We start from the raw sequence: 18,544 nt of genomic DNA, 5'->3' as shown, positions 1-18,544 counted from the left end.
CCCGGGGCCCTCGGTCTCGAAGGAGAGAGAACGGGATGGGACTTCGCGCACAGGTACGGACCCGGGACGGCTGGGCCGTGCAGCACGCGGTGGTGACCGTGACCGACATGACGGGCACCCAGGTGATCCGGGCGGCCGCGGACGAGGAGGGGACGGCGAGGACCGACACCCCCCTGCCGGCCGGCCCCTACACGGTGATCGTGACGGCCGCCGGTTACGCCCCCGCGGCGTCGACGGCGTTCGTCACGGCGAGCGGACGGGCGGACGCCGGAACGGTCGTACTGGCCCGCCAGGGCGGCGTGGAACTCCCGCCCCCCGGCACCTGGACGCTCGACCCGGCGCACTCCTCGGTGGGCGCGGTCGCCCAGCACCTGGGGATCTCCAGCGTGCACGGCCGGTTCACCGAGTTCGGCGGGCACATCGAGATCGCCGAGGACCTCGGGGCGTCGCGCGTCGAGGCCGTCATCAGGGCGGCCAGCATCGACACCGGCAACGGCATGCGGGACGGCCACCTGAAGTCGCCCGACTTCCTGGACGTCGAGCGGTTCCCCGAGATCAGGTACAGCAGTACGGGCCTGACCCCGGCGGGCCCCGACCGGTGGACCGTGCACGGCGAGCTGTCCCTGCACGGGGTGGCGCGCGCCGTCGACCTGGACCTGAGCTACCTGGGGACGGGCCCGGACCCGTGGGGCGGCGTACGGGCGGCCTTCCGCGCGACGGCCGAGCTGCGCCGCGACGACTTCGCCATGAACTACAACCAGGTCGTCCAGGCGGGCATCTCGGCGATCGGCGCGACACTGCGGGTCGAACTCGACATGCAGGCGGTGCAGGGGGACCGGCTCCCGCAGGCGTAGCGGCCGCGGGGCGCTAGCGGGAGGTGCCGCCGCGTCCGGTGAAGGAGCCGGGCGAGGGCGGGCCGTCGCCCGCCTCGGACACCAGGGCGTAACAGAGGTCCCGCAGCTTGACGTTCCGGCCCTGCGAGGCCCGGCGCAGTATGTTCAGCGCCACACCCGCCGTGCAGCGCCTGCGGGCCATGACGATGCCGATCGCCTGGTCGATGACCGAGCGCGAGAGCATCGCGGTCCGCAGGTCGTGCACCGTCTCCGTCTCCTGCTCGATGCGCTCGGCGACGGCGATCGCCCCCGCCGCCTGGGCGGACAGCCGCCGCGCCGTCTCCCGCTGGTCCCCGAGGGCGTGGGGCCGGCCGGAGTAGAGGTTGAGGGCGCCCAGGGTGTGGGAGTTCAGCGCCAGTGGGACGGCCAGGACGGACCGTACGCCGCGCTCGGCGGCCGCCGCCGGGTACGGGCTCCAGCGCCGCTCCCGGAGCATGTCGGGTACGTAGTTCTCCTCGCCGTTCTCCATGCTGCACACGCAGGGCCCGGTCTCGGCCTCGTACTGCAGCAGGTCCAGCCGGAGCGCCTCGCCGCTTTCGGCGGCGGCCGTGACCAGGCGGCCGTGGCGGCGCATCGTGATGCTGCACGCCTGTGCGCCGTCCGTCGCGCGGACGGCGCGCCGCGTCACGTCCTGGAGGAAGGCGTGCAGGCCGCGCCAGTCGGTGAGCGCGTCGTGGAGCGAGGCGAGGTCGAAGCCGTCGGCCGGTGTGCTCCCCGTGCCCTGCGTGCCTTCCGTGCTCCTTGCCGTATCCGTCATGCCTTTCCTGTGCCCGCGATCGCGCCGGTCACCCTGGGTGCTGCTCCGTGGACCTGACTTCGACGATGCGTGACGCGATGTCGCGGAGCTTCACATTGCCCTTCTGCGAGGCGCGCACGAGACGGTCGAAGGCCTGCGAGGCGTCGATGTTCATGCTCCCCATGAGGATGCCGGTGGCCTGCCCGATCACGTCTCGTGTGTGCATGGCCTCGGCGAGCTGTTCCTGCACCTCGACGGAGTCGAGGGCGATGCCGAGGTGGGCCGAGAACAGCCGCCCGACGCGTACGGACTCGCCGTCGAAGGCGCTCGGCTTGCGCGAGTAGAGCGTCAGCACGCTGAATCTTCGCTGGTGGCCCCGGAGCCGGAGGAACAAGGCGGAGCGCAGGCCGTTCTCGGTGAGCACCGGCCCGTGGCCGTCGCATGCGGCGATGTCCTCCATGCGGACGACGGGGCTGGTCCACAGCTCCGGCCAGCCCATGGCGCAGCCCGCTCCGCATCCGGTCGCCGCGTCGAGGGTCCGTATCACCTCGTCGGTCCAGGCGACGGTACGGACGCCTCCCGCGCGCTCGACGAGGGAGATGCCCGCGTGATCGGCGTCGGGCACGATGTCCCTGGCCAGCAGCGCCCCGACCCGTGCCGTCTCCGCGTGCCCCTCGGCTTCGTACAGGGCGGTCGCGACGGCGGCCAACGACTCCGCCAGCGAGACAGATGTCTCCACTTGGACAGAATCATAGGAAATGTCGGGAATGTCGGACGCAGTCACCACGAACCTCTTCGGCGAGCACGGCTGAGGATGCGGCCATGCACGGGAGAGCTCCGCAGCACATTCCCGACTGCGAGCAAAGGACGGACAGACTCTATCCGCTTCTGTCCTGCGACGGAGCATTCATGCCGTCGCTCCGGCCGCTCAGCGGGCCGCCATCGCCTCGATACCCGCGATCAGTGTCTCCAGCGCGAACTGGAAGTCACGCTCGCGCATCTCCGCCACCGTGTCCCCGCCCCGCGCCTCCAGCAGGTCCTTGGCGTTCTCGAACGTCTCGCGCAGCTGCGGCGCGGTGCTCATCGCGCCCATCGCCTGGGCGAAGAACTCGTCCTGGCTCATGTCCGCCGACGCGCAGCGCTGCACGAAGTGGCCCTCGATCGTCCCGAAGCCGTAGACGAACTGGAAGACCGCGGCCAGGCCGCCCGTCTGCCCGTGCGGCGGCAGCCCGGTCGCGCGCATCACGTCGTGCACGGCCCGGGAGAACGCCACCGAGTGCGGCCCGATGTTGAGGAACGTACCGATCAGCGGCGACACCCACACGTGCCGGACCAGCAACTCCCGGTAACTGGTGGCCAGTGCGCGCAGCCGGTCGCGCCAGTCACCGGTCTCCGCCGGGGGCGTGATCTCGCTGAAGACCGAGTCGAGGGCCAGTTCCAGCAGGTCGTCCTTGGTGTCGACGTACCAGTAGACGGACATGGCGGTGACGTTCAGCTCGGCGGCGAGCCGGCGCATGGAGAACTTCGCGAGTCCCTCGGCGTCGAGCAGCCGCACCGACACCGCGGTGATCCGGTCCCGGTCGAGACCGGCCGGCTGGTCGGCCCTGCGGGCGCGTGGTGTCTTGCCCTCCAGCCAGACGCTGTTGCGGGCTGGGTTCCTGACGCGGTCGGCCGCGGACACCATGGACGCACACTCCTCGTTCTCCCGGCGGGGCGGGCGACGAACCGGAATGGCCCGGTCCGCCCCCCCGTTCCGATGCTATGCCGCTGATACGGCTCCGGGTGAGTCTGCCCGCTCAGCACGGCGCAACAGCACCGCGGCGAGCAGTCCGCCGGCGAGCACCGCGACCGCACCGACCAGTTGGCTGGTCTCGACCCCCGAGGCGAAGGCGTCCGCGATACGGGCCCGTTCCCCCGCGCCGTCCGCCGCCGCCAGCGCGGCGGGCAGCGAGGCCGCGCCGACCGCGGCGGGGACGAGCGCGGCGAAGCGGGAGTTGAGCACCGCGCCCAGGACGGCGACGCCCAGGCCGTTGCCGAACTCGGCCAGGGTGCCGTTGACGCCCGCGCCCACACCGGCCTTCTCCGGCGGGATGGCGCTCATGATGGCGTTGGCCATGGCGGGCATCGCGAGCGAGATGCCCGCGCCCATCACGACCAGTCCGAGCAGCATTCCGCCGTATCCGGCCCCGGTGCCGCCGCCGAGTACCGCGATCGCGGCGAGGCCGGCGGACAGCAGGGTCATGCCGGAGGCGATGGTCGCGGGCGTGCCCAGCCGGGGCAGCAGCCGCGCGCCGAGGCCGGTGAGGTTGAGCACGACGACCGTGAGCGCGAGCGGCGCCGTACGCAGCCCCGCCTCCAGGGGCCCGTACCCGAGCACGAACTGGAGGTGCTGGGTGAGGAGGAAGAGCGAGCCGCCCATGCCGAACGCGACGAGGATCGCGCCCGCGACCGCGCCGACGAAGCGCTGGTCGCGGAAGAAGTGCATGTCCAGCATCGGGTACGGGATGCGCAGCTCCCAGAAGACGAAGACGCCGAGGACGAGCACGCCGAACGCGGCGGAGACCAGCACCCGGGTGGAGGTCCAGCCGTGCTCCGGGCCGGAGATGATCGCGTACACGACGGCGGTCATGCCGACGGTGGAGAGCAGCGCGCCGAGCAGGTCGGGCCGGTCGCCCTGCTTGCTCCTGGACTCCGGTACGAGGGAGACGACGGCGACGAGGCCGACGATCGCGACCGGGATGTTGATCAGGAAGATCGCGCCCCACCAGAAGTGGTCGAGCATGACGCCGCCGATCAGCGGACCGACCGCGAAGCCGAGCGAGTTGACCGTCGACCACAGGCCGATGGCCTTCACGCGCTCGGTGTCGTCGAAGATCTGGACGACGACGGCGAGGGTGGTGGTGATCAGCAGCGCGCCGCCGATGCCCATGCCCGCGCGGGCGGCGATCAACTGGGCGCTGGACTGGGCGAGTCCGGCGACCAGCGAGCCGATGCCGAAGAGCGCGAGGCCGGCTATCAGCATCTTCTTGCGGCCGTAGCGGTCGGCGGCGCTGCCCGCGGTGAGGAGGAGGCCCGACTGGACCAGGGAGTACGCGTTGATCATCCACTGGATGTCGGCGGTGGACGCGTCCAGTTCCTCGGTGAGGGAGGGGATCGCGACGTTCAGGACGGTGTTGTCGAGCAGCACGGTGAGCTGGGCCAGGCAGATGACACCGAGGATCAGCCAGCGCTGCGGGTGGCCTTGCGCGGTGGGGCGGTTCTCGGCGGTCGTCGCCGTCATGCGGGGGTCTCCTTGTACGGGTACGGGTACGGGCGCTGGGGTGTTGCGACCTGTTCCCGTACACCGTACAAGGAGTTCCTGTACGCCGTATAGCTATTTCCGCTCGGTCAGGTCGTAGAGGGTCGTCCCGTCGACGGTGACCTTCGTGAAGTTCGCCTCCACCCAGGTGGTGACGGCGGAGTCGCCGCCACCGGGACCGCCGCCGCTCGCGATGAAGTAGTGGATCTCGCCCTTCTGTACGTACGCCTTGAACTCGGCCGGGGTCGGGGACGGGTCGCTGCCGTTGAAGCCGCCGATCGCCATCACCGGCTGCTCGGTGGCGAGTTGGTAGCTCGCGGCGTTCTGCGAGCCGATCGCGGCCGCGGCCCAGGTGTAGTCGTCGGCGTCGGCCCGGATCGTGGCCTCCACCTCGGAGCCGACGCTCCGGCCGTCGAGCAGTCCGCCCATGGAGCCGCCGGCGCCACCCGTGCCGCCCGTGCCGCCCGTGCCGCTTTCGCGGGCCGTGCCGGGCCCTTCGGGGAAGCCGCCGGGCATCGCACCGCCCGGCCGGCCGCCGGGACCGCCCGGCTGCCCCCCGCCCGCGCCCGTACCCGCCGGGGGCTGCCCCGCGCCCGTACCCGCCGGACGCTCGCCCCCGCCGAAACCGCCACCGGGGCCGCCCCCGCCGAAACCGCCCCGCGCCGAGGCCGGCCCCGCCGTGACGATGGAGCCGGTGTGCGCGCCGGCGACCGTGGTCAGGGCGTACGCGGCCGGTCCCGCCAGCGCCGCCGCCAGCCCCAGCCCCGCGGCCCCCAGGGCGGCCCTCCGGTCCACGCGCCCCGCGAGCACCAGCCCGAGCGCGGCCACCAGGCCGCAGGCGAGCACGGCCCAGCGCAGCCACGGCAGATAGCCGGAGGCGCGCCCCAGCAGGACGTACGCCCACAGGCACGTCACCGCGACCGTCGCGCCCAGCGTCGCCGCCGCCGCGAGCGAGCGGCGCTCCTCCCACAGCACGGTCGCGCCCATGCCGATCAGGGCGGCGATGTACGGGGCCAGGGCCACCGTGTAGTACTCGTGGAAGATCCCGGCCATGAAGCTGAAGACGGCCGCGGTCATCAGCAGCGAGCCGCCCCACGCGACGAAGGCGGCCCGCGCCGTGTCCGTGCGCTTCGCCTTCCAGGTGATGACCAGGCCCGCCACCAACAGGATCAGCGCGGCGGGCAGCAGCCAGGAGATCTGGCCGCCGATGCTCGTACTGAACATCCGCCCGATGCCGCTCTCGCCCCAGCCGCCGCCCCCTCGGCCGCCACCCCCGACACTCCCCGTCTCCTCACCGTTGATCCGGCCCAGGCCGTTGTAGCCGAAGGTCAGCTCCAGGAAGCTGTCGGTCTGCGAGCCTCCGACGTACGGGCGCGAGGCCGCCGGCCACAGTTCGACGATCGCGACCCACCAGCCGCCCGCGACCACGGCCGCGAGCCCGGCGAGGGCGAGCCCGCCGAGGCGGCGGCGTACGGACGTGGGCGCGCACACGGCGTACAGCACGGCGAGCGGCGGCAGGATCAGGAACGCCTGGAGGGTCTTCGTCAGGAACGCGAAGCCGACCGCCACCCCCGCCCACACCAGCCACTTCGTCCGCGCGTCCTCGAGGGCGCGCAGCACGCAGTACACGGTGACGGTCATCAGGAGCGCGAGCAGCGCGTCCGGGTTGTTGAACCGGAACATCAGCGCGGCGACGGGCGTGAGCGCGAGCACTGCGCCCGCGATCAGGCCGGCGGCGGGGGAGAAGCGGCGGCGTACGGCGGCGTACAGCACCGCGACCGTCCCCACTCCCATCAGCACCTCGGGGACGAGGATCTGCCACGAGCCGAGGCCGAAGAGCCGTACGGACAGGGCCATCGGCCACAGGGCGGCCGGGGGCTTGTCGACGGTGATGGAGTTCGCGGCGTCGGACGAGCCGAAGAAGAAGGCCTTCCAGCTCTCGCTGCCGGCCTGGACGGCGGCGGAGTAGAAGGAGTTGGCGTAGCCGGAGGCGCTGAGGTTCCAGAGGTAGAGCAGCGCGGTGGCGAGCAGCAGCGCGAACAGCGCGGGGCGGGCCCAGCGGGGGTCGTCGCTTCGGTGTGCGGTCATCGGTCGGCCCTCTCGGGTGCGGTGGGGTCGGCGGGCCTGTCGGGGAAGACCCAGGCGCGGAAGAGCAGGAAGCGGAGCACGGTCGCGGCGAGGTTCGCCGCGACGAGCACGGCCAGTTCGGTGCCGTGGGAGGGGGCGCCCGAGGGCGCGGCGGCGTCGAGGGCGGCGAGCGAGCCGCTGGTGAGGGCGAGCCCGATGCCGAACACGACGAGGCCCTGGGCCTGGTGGCGCAGGACGCGGTCACGGCCCCGTACCCCGAAGGTGAGCCTCCGGTTGGCCGCCGTATTGGCCACGGCCGACACGAGCAGCGCGAGCGCGTTGGCGGCCTGCGGCCCCGCACCCGCCCCCGTACGGAAGACGGAGTAGAGCGCCAGGTAGACCAGCGTGCTCAGCGCGCCCACGACGCAGAAGCCGACCAGCTGACGGGCGAGGCCACCGGGGACGCCGCCGACCGCCCGGTCGCGCGGGTCGTCGCCGAAGGGCCGCGCGAGCCGGTCCAGCGGCAGCGAGCCGACGGCGAGCGCGCGTCCGACGCGCCAGACGCCCTTGAGGTCGTCGACGGCCGTCCGCACGATGCGGACCGTGCTGTCGGGGTCGTCGACCCAGTCCACCGGCACCTCGTGGATGCGCAGTCCGGCGCGTTCGGCGAGCACGAGCATCTCGGTGTCGAAGAACCACCCGGTGTCCTCGACCATCGGCAGCAGCCGCTCGGCGACGTCGGCCCGTATCGCCTTGAACCCGCACTGCGCGTCGGAGAAGCGGGCGGCGAGGGAGGACCGGAGGATCAGGTTGTACGTACGCGAGACGAACTCGCGCTTCGGCCCGCGCACGACCCGCGAACCGCCCGCGAGCCGGGAGCCGATGGCGAGGTCGGAGTGGCCCGAGATCAGGGGGGCGACCAGCGGAAGCAGGGCCTTGAGGTCGGTGGAGAGGTCGACGTCCATGTAGGCGAGGACCGGCGCGTCGGAACGCTCCCAGACGGCGCGCAGGGCCCGCCCGCGCCCCTTCTGCTCCAGCCGTACGGAGGTCACCGCGGGCATCACGCGCCCGAGCCGGGCGGCGATGTCCGGCGTGCGGTCGGTGCTCGCGTTGTCGGCGACGGTGATCCGGAATCCGTACGGGAACGTGCGGGCCAGGTGCTCGTGGAGCCGGAGCACGCACGCTTCGAGGTCCTTCTCCTCGTTGTGGACGGGGATGACGACGTCAAGCACGGGTACGGGGGCGCCGCCCGCTTCCCCGGCCGGAAGGTGATCCCTGGCCGGGAGGGCGCCCGCTGAAGTGTCGGTTCGCATGGCCTCGACCCTCACGAACCGCCCTGTCAGGGCGGTGTGGCAGCCCTGTGACCCACCTGTGAGTCACGCCCGCGCTTCCGGCGCCTCCCGCGTCGCCGGCACTTCCCGCGCTTCTCCTGCTTGCGGCGCCGCGGCCGGAAGGCGTACCGCGAAGACCGTGCGGCCCGGTGCGCTCTCCACCGTGACGCCGCCGCCGTGCGCGACCACCACGGCCCGCACGATCGCGAGACCCAGGCCGGTCGACGCCGCCCCTTCCGCCCCTCCCGCCGCCCCCGCCGTCACCCCCGCGCGCCGCGCGCGGGACGCGTCCCCGCGGGCGAAGCGCTCGAAGACGTACGGGAGAAGGGCGGGGGCGATGCCGGGGCCGTCGTCCGCGACTTCCGTCACGACCCAGCCGCCCTCCCCGCGCACGCGGGCGGTGACGGTGGTTCCCGGCGGAGTGTGGGTGCGGGCGTTGGCCAGCAGGTTCACCAGGACCTGCTGGAGGCGGGCGGGATCGCCGCGTACGACGGCGGGCTCGTCCGGGAGCTCCAGCCGCCAGACGTGCCCCTGCCCGGCCACCCGCGCGTCGCTGACCGCGTCCACGACGAGCGGCGAGAGATCGGTGCGCTCGTACGCCAACGAGCGCGGACGGCCCGCGCCCGGCCCCGTGTCCGGTCCCGCGCCCGGCCGCTCGCTCTCCCGCGCGTCCAGCCGCGCCAGCAGCAACAGGTCCTCCACCAGCCCCGTCATCCGCGCCGCCTCCGACTCGATCCGCCCCAGGGCGTGCCGCGTGTCGGGCCCGGCCGTCTCCCGCCCGCGCCGGGTGAGCTCGGCGTACCCGCGGATCGAGGCGAGCGGCGTGCGCAGTTCGTGGCTCGCGTCCGCGACGAACTGCCGCACCCGCGTCTCGCTCTCCTGCCGCGCCGCCAGCGCCGAACCGACGTGCCCGAGCATCCGGTTGAGCGCCGCCCCGACCTGCCCGACCTCGGTCCGGGGGTCGGCCTCCTGGCCCCGTACCCGCTCGTGGAGCGCCACCTCGCCGCTGTGCAGCGGGAGTTCGGACACGCGTGTCGCGGTCGCGGCGACCCGCCGCAGCGGACGCAGCGCGACGCCCACGATCGCCGTCCCCGCGAGCCCGGCGGCGACCAGCCCGGCGACCGTGACGCACACCTCGACGACGATCAGCGTGCTGACGGTGTCCTGGACGCCACCGAGCGGAAAGCCCAGCACGACGGAGCCGTCGCGCGCCGAAGCGACCCGGTAGTCACCGAGCCCCGGAAGGGCCGCCGTGTGCGGTGCGGCGTCCCGCTCCACCGAGCCCAGCGCCCGGGTCTGCGCGCCGGACAGCGCCTCCAGGTGCGCCTCGGGCCGTGCTCCCCGCGCCTCGACGCTCTTCGCGCCCGCCGGCACGGCCCCGTCCGGGGCGACGAGCCCGCCGACGGTCCCCAGCGGCTGCCCCGGGGCCGCCACGAACCTCAGCTCCTGGCCGGCCGCCCCCGAGGGGTCGCGCCCGGCCCGCTGCACGGACGACATCAGCTGACCGTCGAGCTGGTTCTCCAGGTACGAGTGCAGGGCGATCGTCGTGACCGTACCGATCACCGCCGCGACCACCGCGATCAGCGCGAGGGCCGACAGCACCAGGCGGCTGCGCAAGGACACCGCTCACCCGCCCGGCTTGATCAGGTACCCCGCCCCGCGCCGGGTGTGGATCATCGGCGGGCGGCCGGCGTCGATCTTCCTCCTCAGGTACGAGATGTAGAGCTCGACGACGTTCGCCTTCCCCCCGAAGTCGTAGCTCCACACCCGGTCCAGGATCTGCGCCTTGCTGAGCACCCGCCGCGGATTGCGCATCAGGAAGCGCAGCAGCTCGAACTCGGTCGCGGTGAGATGAATCCCCTCACCGCCCCGGGCCACTTCGTGGCTGTCCTCGTCGAGCGTCAAGTCCCCCACCGCCAGCAGCGATTCGCTGCGTACGGCCGCGGCCGCCGTCCCCGACCGGCGGATCAGCCCGCGCAGCCGCGCCACCACCTCCTCCAGGCTGAACGGCTTGGTGACGTAGTCGTCGCCGCCCGCCGTCAGCCCGGCGATCCGGTCCTCGACCGAGTCCTTGGCGGTCAGGAACAGCACGGGAACGTCCGGGAGTTCGCAACGCAGCCGCCCGAGGACGGCGAGGCCGTCCATGTCCGGCAGCATCACGTCCAGTACGACCGCGTCGGGCCGGAAGCCGCGCGCGCAGCGGACCGCGCCGGCGCCGTCACCGGCGCTGCGGACCTCCCACCCCTCGTATCGCAGCGCCATCGACAGCAGCTCGGCGAGCGGCGCCTCGTCGTCCACGACGAGCACCCGCACGGGCCCGCCACCGGGTCTGAGCATCTCGGTACGCATCGGTCCAGGCTGGGCGGCGCCTCTGAGAGCACCCTTTCCCGTTCCTGTGAATTCCCTGAGAAACCAGCACGCCCCCCCGCACCCCCGCCCCCCGCACCCGCCGCCGTCATCGGAGCGCGAAGAGGCGTGCCGCGTTCCCGTGGCAGACACCCCGCAGCCAGTCGTCCCCCAGTCCCAGCCGCTCCAGGGCCTCCAGCTGGTGCCCGTAGCCGTACGGGATGTTGGGGAAGTCCGTCCCCAGCAGAATCCGGTCGCCCAGGTCCGCAAGCCTCCCCAGCTCCCTGCCGGGAAAGGGCATCAGCCGCTCGGAGAAGTCGGTGAAGGCCATGGTCGTGTCGAGCCGGACCTCCCCGTAGCGCTCCGCGAGCCCAAGGAAATCGGCGTACTCCGGCATCCCCATGTGCGCCACCACGAGCCGCAGCCGCGGATGCCGCGCCAGCAGCCGCCCGACCGGTTCGGGCCCGGTGTGCTTGCCGGGCACGGGCCCCGAACCGCAGTGCGTCACCACCGGAATCCCGGCCTCCGCCAGGAGCCCCCACACGGGGTCGAGCAGCGCGTCGTTCGCGTCGTACGCCCCGACCTGGAGGTGGGACTTGAAGACCCGCGCCCCGCTCTCCACGGCCTGCCGCACATACGCCGCCGCCCCCTCCTCCGGGAAGAACGTCGCCGTACGCAGGCACTCGGGGGTCCGGGCCGCGAAATCCGCCGCCCAGCCGTTGAGCCAGGCCGCCATCCCCGCCTTGTGCGGATAGAGCATCGAGGTGAAGTACCGCACCCCGAACTCCCGCAGCAGCGCGGCCCGTTCCTCCTCCTCGTGCCGGTAGACGACGGGCCACTCCGTCCCGGTCAGCGGCCCGACGGCGTCGAAGTACGCCCACACCTTCCTGAGCACCCGCTCCGGCATGAAGTGCGTGTGCACGTCGATGATCCCCGGCAGCCCGAGCCGCTCCCAGAACCGCCGTACGCCCGCGGCCTCCCCCTCGCCCGCGCCCTCGGGCACGTCCGCACTCCGCGCACGGCGCGGTTCTTCCTCGTACCTCTCGTCCATGCCGGTCACCCTCCCCCGCGGGCACCCCCCGGTCCACCCTCCTGGGCAAGGGATCCCAAGAGGGCCCACGCCCCGCCCTCCCGGTCAGAAGAGCCCGCCCTGCACGCCCCGCTCCACACTCTTCACCGGCACGCCCACGCCCGCCGCCCCACTCTCCGCCCCGGCCAGCTCCCACCCGCTCATCAGCCGGGTGTCGAGGACCACCACCCCGCCGTCCGCCGTCCCCAGATGCAGATCGGGCCCGGCCGCGGCCAGCAGCCGCCCCGCGACCACCCCGCCCGGGACCAGTTCGGTCACCACGCCGGTCATCGGCCGCAGCCCCTCCAGCCCGAACACCCGGGCATGGTCCACCGCCTCGAAGGGCGCCCGCTCCAGCGACTCCGGCCAGCCCGCGAGCGCCCCGGCCCGCCCGTGCAGCTCCTCGATCTCCCGCGCCCGCTCCGCCCTCCCGGGCAACGAGGTCCGCACGGCCCGCTTGTCCTTGTACGGGATCCGGTCCGGCACCCCCAGCGCCGCCCGCAGCAGTTCCTCGGTCCGCCGCGCCGCCATCAGCGGCCCGCGCCCCAGCCAACCGAACGCCACCGCCCCCTGCTCCAGCAGCCGCGCGGACCCGCGCTCGTCCGCCGTGATCCCGACCTTGACCATCCCGGGACCGAACCAGGCCAGGTAGACGGCGTACGGCCGCGGATCGTCCGCCACCGTGTCCGCCGCCACCGACCGCGACCGGTCCAGCCGCGCGCACTCGGGGCACTGCCCCCCGCTGCTCCGCCCCGGCACCACGGCACGCAGCGGGCACCCGCCCCGGCGCGCCCCGACGCACAGGCGCTCCGCACCCGTCACCCGGAACGCGATGTCGCTCCCGTACGCCGGCTCACTGACCCGCCCGGCCCGCCCCGGACCCCCGCTCCCGCCCTGCCCGTACTCGTACTCGTACTCGTACCAGGCAAGCACCGGCCGCCCCCCTGCCCACCGCAGCCCACCGCACCACCAGCCCATACCCGGAGGCTAACGGCGCCCTCCCTCCGGAACGCAGAAACCGGAGGCCCCGACGATTTCTCGTCAGGGCCTCCGGCCTGTTGTGCACTCGGCAGGATTCGACCCTGCAACCTTCTGATCCGTAGCTCCGGCCGGAACGGTCAGCGACGGCCATACCGGCCGCTTCGCGGCACTGTGGGCTCCGGGCCGTCCCGCTGCGGAACACCCGTCACACGTGCAGCTCACTCCTGGCCGCCCTTCGGGTGCATCCGAAAGTGGCACCGCGAATCCTTCGCCGCTCGCAGATCGCCATGACGATGGAGGTCTACGCCGAAGCGAGCGAGGAAGCCGTACGCGCCGCGATCGGCAAGCCGTCCGAAGCGACGGCCGGCACCGGCTGACACGGTTGCTGTACTTCGCTGCTGTACGGGAAACACCAGAGGCCCTCAGGATTTCTCCTGAGGGCCTCTGGTCTGTTGTGCACTCGGCAGGATTCGAACCTGCAACCTTCTGATCCGTAGTCAGATGCTCTATCCGTTAAGCTACGAGTGCTTGGCGTCCTGGGCTTTTCTGCCCCGTCGGCGTTGCGAGAACAACATTACATGACCTGCGCCGTGACGCGAAATCCATTCCCCACAGCCCTGCTGAGCTGCGGAAACGGCCTTCGAACAGCCCTGGAACGACCGAAGCCCCGGTCCAGGGACCGGGGCTTCGGTGATCACACGCGGAGGCGGAGGGATTTGAACCCTCGATGGGCTTTAAAACCCAAACCGCATTAGCAGTGCGGCGCCATAGACCGGACTAGGCGACGCCTCCAGCACACTCTCGCCTGCGCGAGTGGGTGCGTGCAGATGATGACACAGCCTTGCGGGGTGCCACCAATCGCTGCCCACGGTACTAGGCAGGCGGGCCGAAGAGCAAAGTCCTGGCCGTTGCGCAACGCCGCGGGCCTCGGAGCGTTAGAGAGTGCGGGGCACCCGGCCCCTGCTTTCCTCGCCCCAGGAGTCTCCATGCTGCGTCGCCTCGTCCTCACAGCCGCCGCGTCCGCCGCCGTACTGTCCGCCGCCCTCCCCGGCGCCACCGCCGCGGCCATGCCCATCCCGCTGCCGTCGCTCCAGGAGGTGCTCCCGGTGACGGACGATCCGCAGAGCCCGCAGGACCGGCTCACCGTGACCACGGCCGAGACGGGCAACCGGGCCGCCAACGGAACGTACGAACTGCGCTGCGGACCCGCCGGCGGCACACACCCCGACGCGCGGTCCGCCTGCAACCGGCTCGAGGAGCTGGCCAGGCAGAACGGCGACCCCTTCGCGCCCGTGCCGCAGGACCGGATGTGCACCCATCAGCACGGCGGCCCCGCCACGGCACGGATCATCGGAACGTGGCACGGGCGGAGCGTCAACGCGAGCTTCAATCGGGGCAATGGCTGCGAAATCTCCCGCTGGCGCGAAATGGAGCCGGTGCTTCCCAGCGTGCGTTCCTAGTCCGCCCCTGTTCCGCCTCCAGCAGCTCCAAGGGGGGCTCGCACCTGGTCAGGGCGTACGCCACGACGTCCGATGTGCCCCCAACCGCACAGAACCTTGGTGAGAGCTCCCCCTCATCCGCCGTCGCGCGCCCACCGCCTGCCTTTAGACTCCCTCCAATGACAGCTTGCGGCCCGAGGGTCAGAATGAGGCCGGTTGTCGGCAAGGTGCAGTAGTTCAGGGAGGAACCGTCGACGTGAGCAGCAGGCCATCCCGAGGCGCTGCTCGCCTCGCAGCAATACTCGACGCGCTCCCTGACGGGCTGTTGCTCGTCAATTGCAACGGCACCGTCGTCAACGCCAACACCATCGCCCTGGAGATGTTCGAGTCGCCGGGCACCGGGCTCGTCGGGCGCGGACTGCTGGATCTGCTGCCCTCCTTCGACTCGAAGCTGATCCCTGGATCGATGCGGCGGGCCGACGGCGCGGACGACCAGGGACGTACGAAGCCGACCCGGATGATCGCGCGGCGCACGGACGGGACGGAGTTCCCGGTCGAGGTGACCAGCGCGAACCTGGAGGACGGCCGGGACGCGTACGCCTCCCACACCGATCGCCCCGGCTACACCGGCGACGAGCTGCTGATGCTCGTCGTGCGCGATCTGTCGGGAACCGTCGACACCGAGGCGGAGCTGGCGCGTTCGCAGCGCCAGACCGAGATGATCCTGCGGGCCGCGTCCGAGGGCGTCGTCGGGACCGACACCGACGGGCGCGTGGTGCTGGTCAACCCGGCCGCCGCGCAGATCCTCGGCTACCGCGCGAGCGACCTCGGCGGCAAGGAGCTGCACACCCTCGCGATCCACTCGCGCGCCGACGGCAGCCCCTTCCCGTACGACGACTCGCCCCTCGCCGACACCCTCAAGTCCGGGCGCAAGCACCGGGTGCGCGGGCAGGTCCTGTGGGCGAAGAACGGCAAGCCGGTGTCGGTCGACCTGACGACCGCCCCCGTGCGGGACGGCGACCAGCTGGTCGGCGCGGTGATGACCTTCACCGACCGCCGGCCGTACGACGAACTGGTCGAGAAGCAGGCCGAGGTGCTCGACCGCGAGAACCGGCGGTACGAGGAGATGGCCGCGCGCCACGCCCAGCTGACCGCCGTACTGGGCGACTCGCTGCGCGGGCCGCTGGAGGAGCTGCGGGGCGAGCTGGGGACGCTGGCGTCCGACCCCGCCGGGCAGCTGTGGCCCGAGGCCAACCAGATCCTGCACCATCTGGCCGCCGGGTACGCCCGGATGACGACCCTCGTCGACAACGTGCTGGGCTTCCAGCGCCTCGCGGCGGGCACGGAGCGGCTGGACAAGAAGAAGGTCCTGCTCGACGGCGTCGTGACGGCCGGTGTCGAGGGCGCTATCGAGCTGATCGGGCCCGGACGCGCGCAGTTCGCGGTGCACGCGCCGCCGATCGAGGCCGAGGTGGACGCCGGGCGGCTGGCGACGGCGCTCGCCCACCTGGTCGCCGACGTGGCCGGGATCGACTCGACGGGCAACGCCCCGGCGGCGGCGCCCGGCGGCGGGCACACGGACTCGACGATCGTGGTCGCGGCGGCGCAGCGCGGCGAGGTCGTACGCATCGAGGTGCGCGGTCCGTACGCCGGGGGAGACCCGGTGCACGAGCCGATTGTGCGCGGCATCGTGGCGGCGCACGACGGTGTGCTCCAGACGCATGAAGTGCCCGGTATGGGCGGAAGTGCGTACGTACTCGAAGTACCGCTCGGCGCGGGTGCGGGGGCGACGGTTCCGGCGCAGGGCAAGGCTGCCGTGGCCGCTCCCGACCCGGTGCCGGTGCCGGCGCAGCAGTCGGCGTCCACGGACGGGGCCGGACGGCGGGCACGGCGGGGATCCACGGACGCCTTCCTGGAACTGGAGAGCAAGAGCGCGGCGGCCGAGCCGGCCGACGCAGGCGGCGACGGTGAGGCGGCGCCCACCGGGCGGCGCCGGGCACGGCGCGGCGGGCCGGGCGAGGCCGGCGCCGCCGGTCCGCAGGAACGCATTCCGGCGCAGGGCGCGGGGGACGGCGGCCCGGGTGTTCCGGCCCTCGGTCCGGGGTCCGGCGGTACGGGGCGCAGGCGCGGGCGGCCGAGTCCGGTCGAGGGGCGTACGGGCGGGGACGGTGGCGGCGTAGAACTGCGTGCCGCGCTGCCCGCCGCCGGTGCTCCCGCTGCTCCTGGTGCCGTCTCGGAGGGCTCCGTCGTGACGGCCTCCGAAGGGGCGCACGGAACCGGGCGCGCGGCGCTCGGGGAGACGGTGCCGCCCCAGGGGGTGCCCGTCGACGTACCGGGAGCGGCAGGGCAGCGCGCACGGCGCGGCGGGAACGGGGCGCACGAGAACGCTCTTCCCGCACTGTCCGCCGCGCCGCCCGCCGGGGGCGAGTCCCCGCAGCAGTCTTCCGGGCGACGTGCGCGCAGGGCGCTCGCCCCGGCGCAGGAGCGTTCCCCCGAGGCCCCTCGCAGCGCGTTCGCGCTGCCGCCGGCCGACGCCGACCGCGTGCCGCCGACGGCGGGCGAGGCGGACGCCTCGCTGCCGGGGCGCCACGACGCCGTACGCACCGCTCCGGACGCGGACCGCACTCCGCCGCAGCCGCACCCCGCCCCGGCGCCCACGGGGCGGCGCAGGGCGCGCAGGGACGTTCAGCCGGGGCAGCCGGGGCAGCTGGGGCAGCTGGGGCAGCTGGGGCAGCTGGGGCAGGCAGGACAGCCTGCGCAGCCCGACTGGGCGGCGAACGGGACTCCGGAGCACGCAACGGCCGCGCCCTCCCCGAGCGATGCGGGAGAGCAACAGGCGAAGGCAGGCGCGGAGGCGGGAGCGGGAGCCGGGTCTTCGGCTCCGGACGCCCACAGCGCCCCCCACGACACCGCGCGGACCGGCGGTGCCGCCTCCGTGCCCCCGGGCTGGTCCGCCTCTCCCGGCGGGACCACCACCACGGCCACCGGTACGACCCAGACCTGGCCCGCTCGCGACTTCGCGGCGGGGGCGAACGAGGACGAGGCCGAGCAGCACGGGGGCGGCCCGAACGGCGCCGCATCCGCCCCGGCCCCCGCCACCACCTCCGCTCCGGCTCCCACTCCCGCTCCGGCTCCCACTCCGGCCGCCGGGCCGCAGCAGCCGCGTACCGCGCAGCCGTTGCCGCCCGCCCAGCCGTTGCCGCCCGCCCAGCCCGTGCCCGCCGACTCCTCGCAGGGCCGTGCGTTCAGCGTGCGCACCCTCGGCCAGGGCATGCCGTTCGCGCAGCAGATCGCCCAGCAGCAGAACCAGACCCTGGGTTCGGGCCGGCGCCGCAAGCTCGCCGCCGGGCGGACCGAGGCGGAGCAGCCCGTATCCGCCGAGGGCGCCGAGGTCCCGGAAAGCGCCGAGCCCACCGCCCGCCCGCACCCGCACCCGCACACCCAGGGCCCGCTCCAGCACCGGCTGCCGGCCCAGGCCGAGGGGCGCGCGTACGCCATAGGCGCACCCGACGAGGGCTCCGAGGGGCCCGAGCCGCTGGACGGTCCCAACGGCGCCGTGGAGGTGGCCAACCGGCCCCAGCCGCAGCCCGTCGACGACGAGCTGCCCCCGGAGCCGCTCGACAACCCGCGCCGCCTGCTGGTGTGGCCGGCCCCCGATCCCTCGACGCAGCAGGCGCTGTGCGACCGCGGCTACCGTCCGGTGGTCGTGCACTCCCGCGAGGAGGTGGACGCGCAGATAGCGGCTTTCCCCGCCGCGCTGTTCGTCGACCCGCTGACCGGGCCGATCACCCGTACCGCGCTCCAGTCGCTGCGCCAGGCCGCCGTCGCCGCCGAGGTCCCGGTCCTGGTGACGGCCGGGCTCGGGCAGGCGACGCGTGAGGCGGCGTACGGCGCGGACCCCGCCGTACTGCTGAAGGCGCTCGCGCCGCGCGACAGCGAGCAGCACCCGTCGCGCGTCCTGCTGATCGACGAGCACGAGGAGATCGCGCTCGCGCTCACGGAGACGCTGGAGCGGCGCGGCCTGCAGGTCGCACGCGCCGCGACGGACACCGAGGCGGTCGCGCTGGCGACGCAGATGCGGCCGAACCTGGTGGTGATGGACCTGATGCAGGTACGCCGCCGCCGCGCCGGGATCGTGGACTGGCTGCGCGCGAACGGGCAGTTGAACCGCACTCCGCTGGTCGTCTACACCTCGGCCGGACGCGACGAGGGCGAACTGCACCGGCTCGCCTCGGGGGAGACGGTGCTCTTCCTCGCGGAGCGCTCGACCAGCGGTGAGGTGCAGGGCCGGATCGTGGATCTGCTCGCGAAGATCGGCACCAACTGAGCCGTGGCCGGTGCGGAGTGAAGGGGACCCCGTCGTCGCGGGTCCCCTTCAACGGTC

13 protein-coding genes, 2 tRNA genes and 1 pseudogene are annotated in these 18,544 nt (G+C 73.4%); 4 read left to right on the top strand and 12 right to left on the bottom strand.

The window, feature by feature from the left end; genetic code table 11:
- The first annotated feature begins 35 nt into the window (after positions 1-35).
- Positions 36-854 carry a YceI family protein gene (locus ACWDZ4_RS11190; RefSeq protein WP_451508129.1) on the top strand — a complete coding sequence of 273 codons (819 nt, stop codon included), beginning with the start codon at positions 36-38 and terminating at the stop codon, positions 852-854.
- Between the two features lie 13 nt (positions 855-867).
- On the opposite strand, the gene ACWDZ4_RS11185 is transcribed toward ACWDZ4_RS11190, so the two are convergent.
- The 10 genes from ACWDZ4_RS11185 to ACWDZ4_RS11140 form a co-directional block, all read right to left on the bottom strand.
- The gene (locus ACWDZ4_RS11185; protein ID WP_451508128.1) at positions 868-1,650 is read right to left on the bottom strand and encodes a GAF and ANTAR domain-containing protein; all 783 of its coding nucleotides are present in this window, start codon (positions 1,648-1,650) and stop codon (positions 868-870) included.
- Between the two features lie 28 nt (positions 1,651-1,678).
- Positions 1,679-2,368 (bottom strand): GAF and ANTAR domain-containing protein, encoded by a 690-nt coding sequence (locus ACWDZ4_RS11180; RefSeq protein WP_451508127.1) that lies wholly within the window; start codon positions 2,366-2,368, stop codon positions 1,679-1,681.
- Positions 2,369-2,557: 189 nt separating this feature from the next.
- Positions 2,558-3,313: a TetR/AcrR family transcriptional regulator gene (locus ACWDZ4_RS11175; protein ID WP_451508126.1), complete on the bottom strand. Its 756-nt coding sequence runs from the start codon at positions 3,311-3,313 to the stop codon at positions 2,558-2,560.
- A gap of 75 nt (positions 3,314-3,388) precedes the next feature.
- Positions 3,389-4,909, bottom strand: a complete 1,521-nt coding sequence (locus ACWDZ4_RS11170; RefSeq protein WP_451508125.1) for an MFS transporter — start codon at positions 4,907-4,909, stop codon at positions 3,389-3,391.
- 93 nt (positions 4,910-5,002) lie between these two features.
- On the bottom strand, positions 5,003-7,015 hold the full coding sequence (locus tag ACWDZ4_RS11165; protein ID WP_451508124.1) for an ArnT family glycosyltransferase: 2,013 nt from the start codon (positions 7,013-7,015) through the stop codon (positions 5,003-5,005).
- Positions 7,012-8,307 carry a glycosyltransferase gene (locus ACWDZ4_RS11160; RefSeq protein ID WP_451508123.1) on the bottom strand — a complete coding sequence of 432 codons (1,296 nt, stop codon included), beginning with the start codon at positions 8,305-8,307 and terminating at the stop codon, positions 7,012-7,014. Before ACWDZ4_RS11160 ends, ACWDZ4_RS11165 begins: the two co-directional genes overlap by 4 nt.
- A gap of 63 nt (positions 8,308-8,370) precedes the next feature.
- The gene (locus ACWDZ4_RS11155) at positions 8,371-9,948 is read right to left on the bottom strand and encodes a sensor histidine kinase (protein WP_451508122.1); all 1,578 of its coding nucleotides are present in this window, start codon (positions 9,946-9,948) and stop codon (positions 8,371-8,373) included.
- Positions 9,949-9,951: 3 nt separating this feature from the next.
- Entirely contained in the window at positions 9,952-10,674 is a 723-nt protein-coding gene (locus ACWDZ4_RS11150; protein ID WP_451508121.1) for a response regulator transcription factor, read from the bottom strand.
- A gap of 106 nt (positions 10,675-10,780) precedes the next feature.
- Positions 10,781-11,722 (bottom strand): amidohydrolase family protein, encoded by a 942-nt coding sequence (locus ACWDZ4_RS11145; protein ID WP_451508120.1) that lies wholly within the window; start codon positions 11,720-11,722, stop codon positions 10,781-10,783.
- Between the two features lie 84 nt (positions 11,723-11,806).
- Positions 11,807-12,718: a DUF2797 domain-containing protein gene (locus ACWDZ4_RS11140; protein ID WP_451508119.1), complete on the bottom strand. Its 912-nt coding sequence runs from the start codon at positions 12,716-12,718 to the stop codon at positions 11,807-11,809.
- Positions 12,719-12,882: 164 nt separating this feature from the next.
- Here ACWDZ4_RS11140 and ACWDZ4_RS11135 point away from each other — a divergent pair.
- Positions 12,883-13,098, top strand: a pseudogene (locus ACWDZ4_RS11135) (site-specific integrase); the annotation flags it as partial.
- Between the two features lie 78 nt (positions 13,099-13,176).
- On the opposite strand, the gene ACWDZ4_RS11130 reads toward ACWDZ4_RS11135, so the two are convergent.
- Positions 13,177-13,249, bottom strand: a tRNA-Arg gene (locus tag ACWDZ4_RS11130).
- Between the two features lie 173 nt (positions 13,250-13,422).
- Positions 13,423-13,513: transfer RNA gene (locus ACWDZ4_RS11125), tRNA-Ser, on the bottom strand.
- A 194-nt stretch (positions 13,514-13,707) separates the two neighbouring features.
- Here ACWDZ4_RS11125 and ACWDZ4_RS11120 point away from each other — a divergent pair.
- Complete coding sequence (locus tag ACWDZ4_RS11120) at positions 13,708-14,181, top strand: SSI family serine proteinase inhibitor (protein WP_451508118.1); 474 nt, start codon at positions 13,708-13,710, stop codon at positions 14,179-14,181.
- A 235-nt stretch (positions 14,182-14,416) separates the two neighbouring features.
- Positions 14,417-18,487 (top strand): PAS domain-containing protein, encoded by a 4,071-nt coding sequence (locus ACWDZ4_RS11115; RefSeq protein WP_451508117.1) that lies wholly within the window; start codon positions 14,417-14,419, stop codon positions 18,485-18,487.
- Positions 18,488-18,544 lie beyond the last annotated feature (57 nt).

Source organism: Streptomyces sp. NPDC003016 (assembly GCF_053591455.1).
Note: the sequence above shows the minus strand (reverse complement) of the source record. Positions and strands in the feature narration are given on the sequence as shown.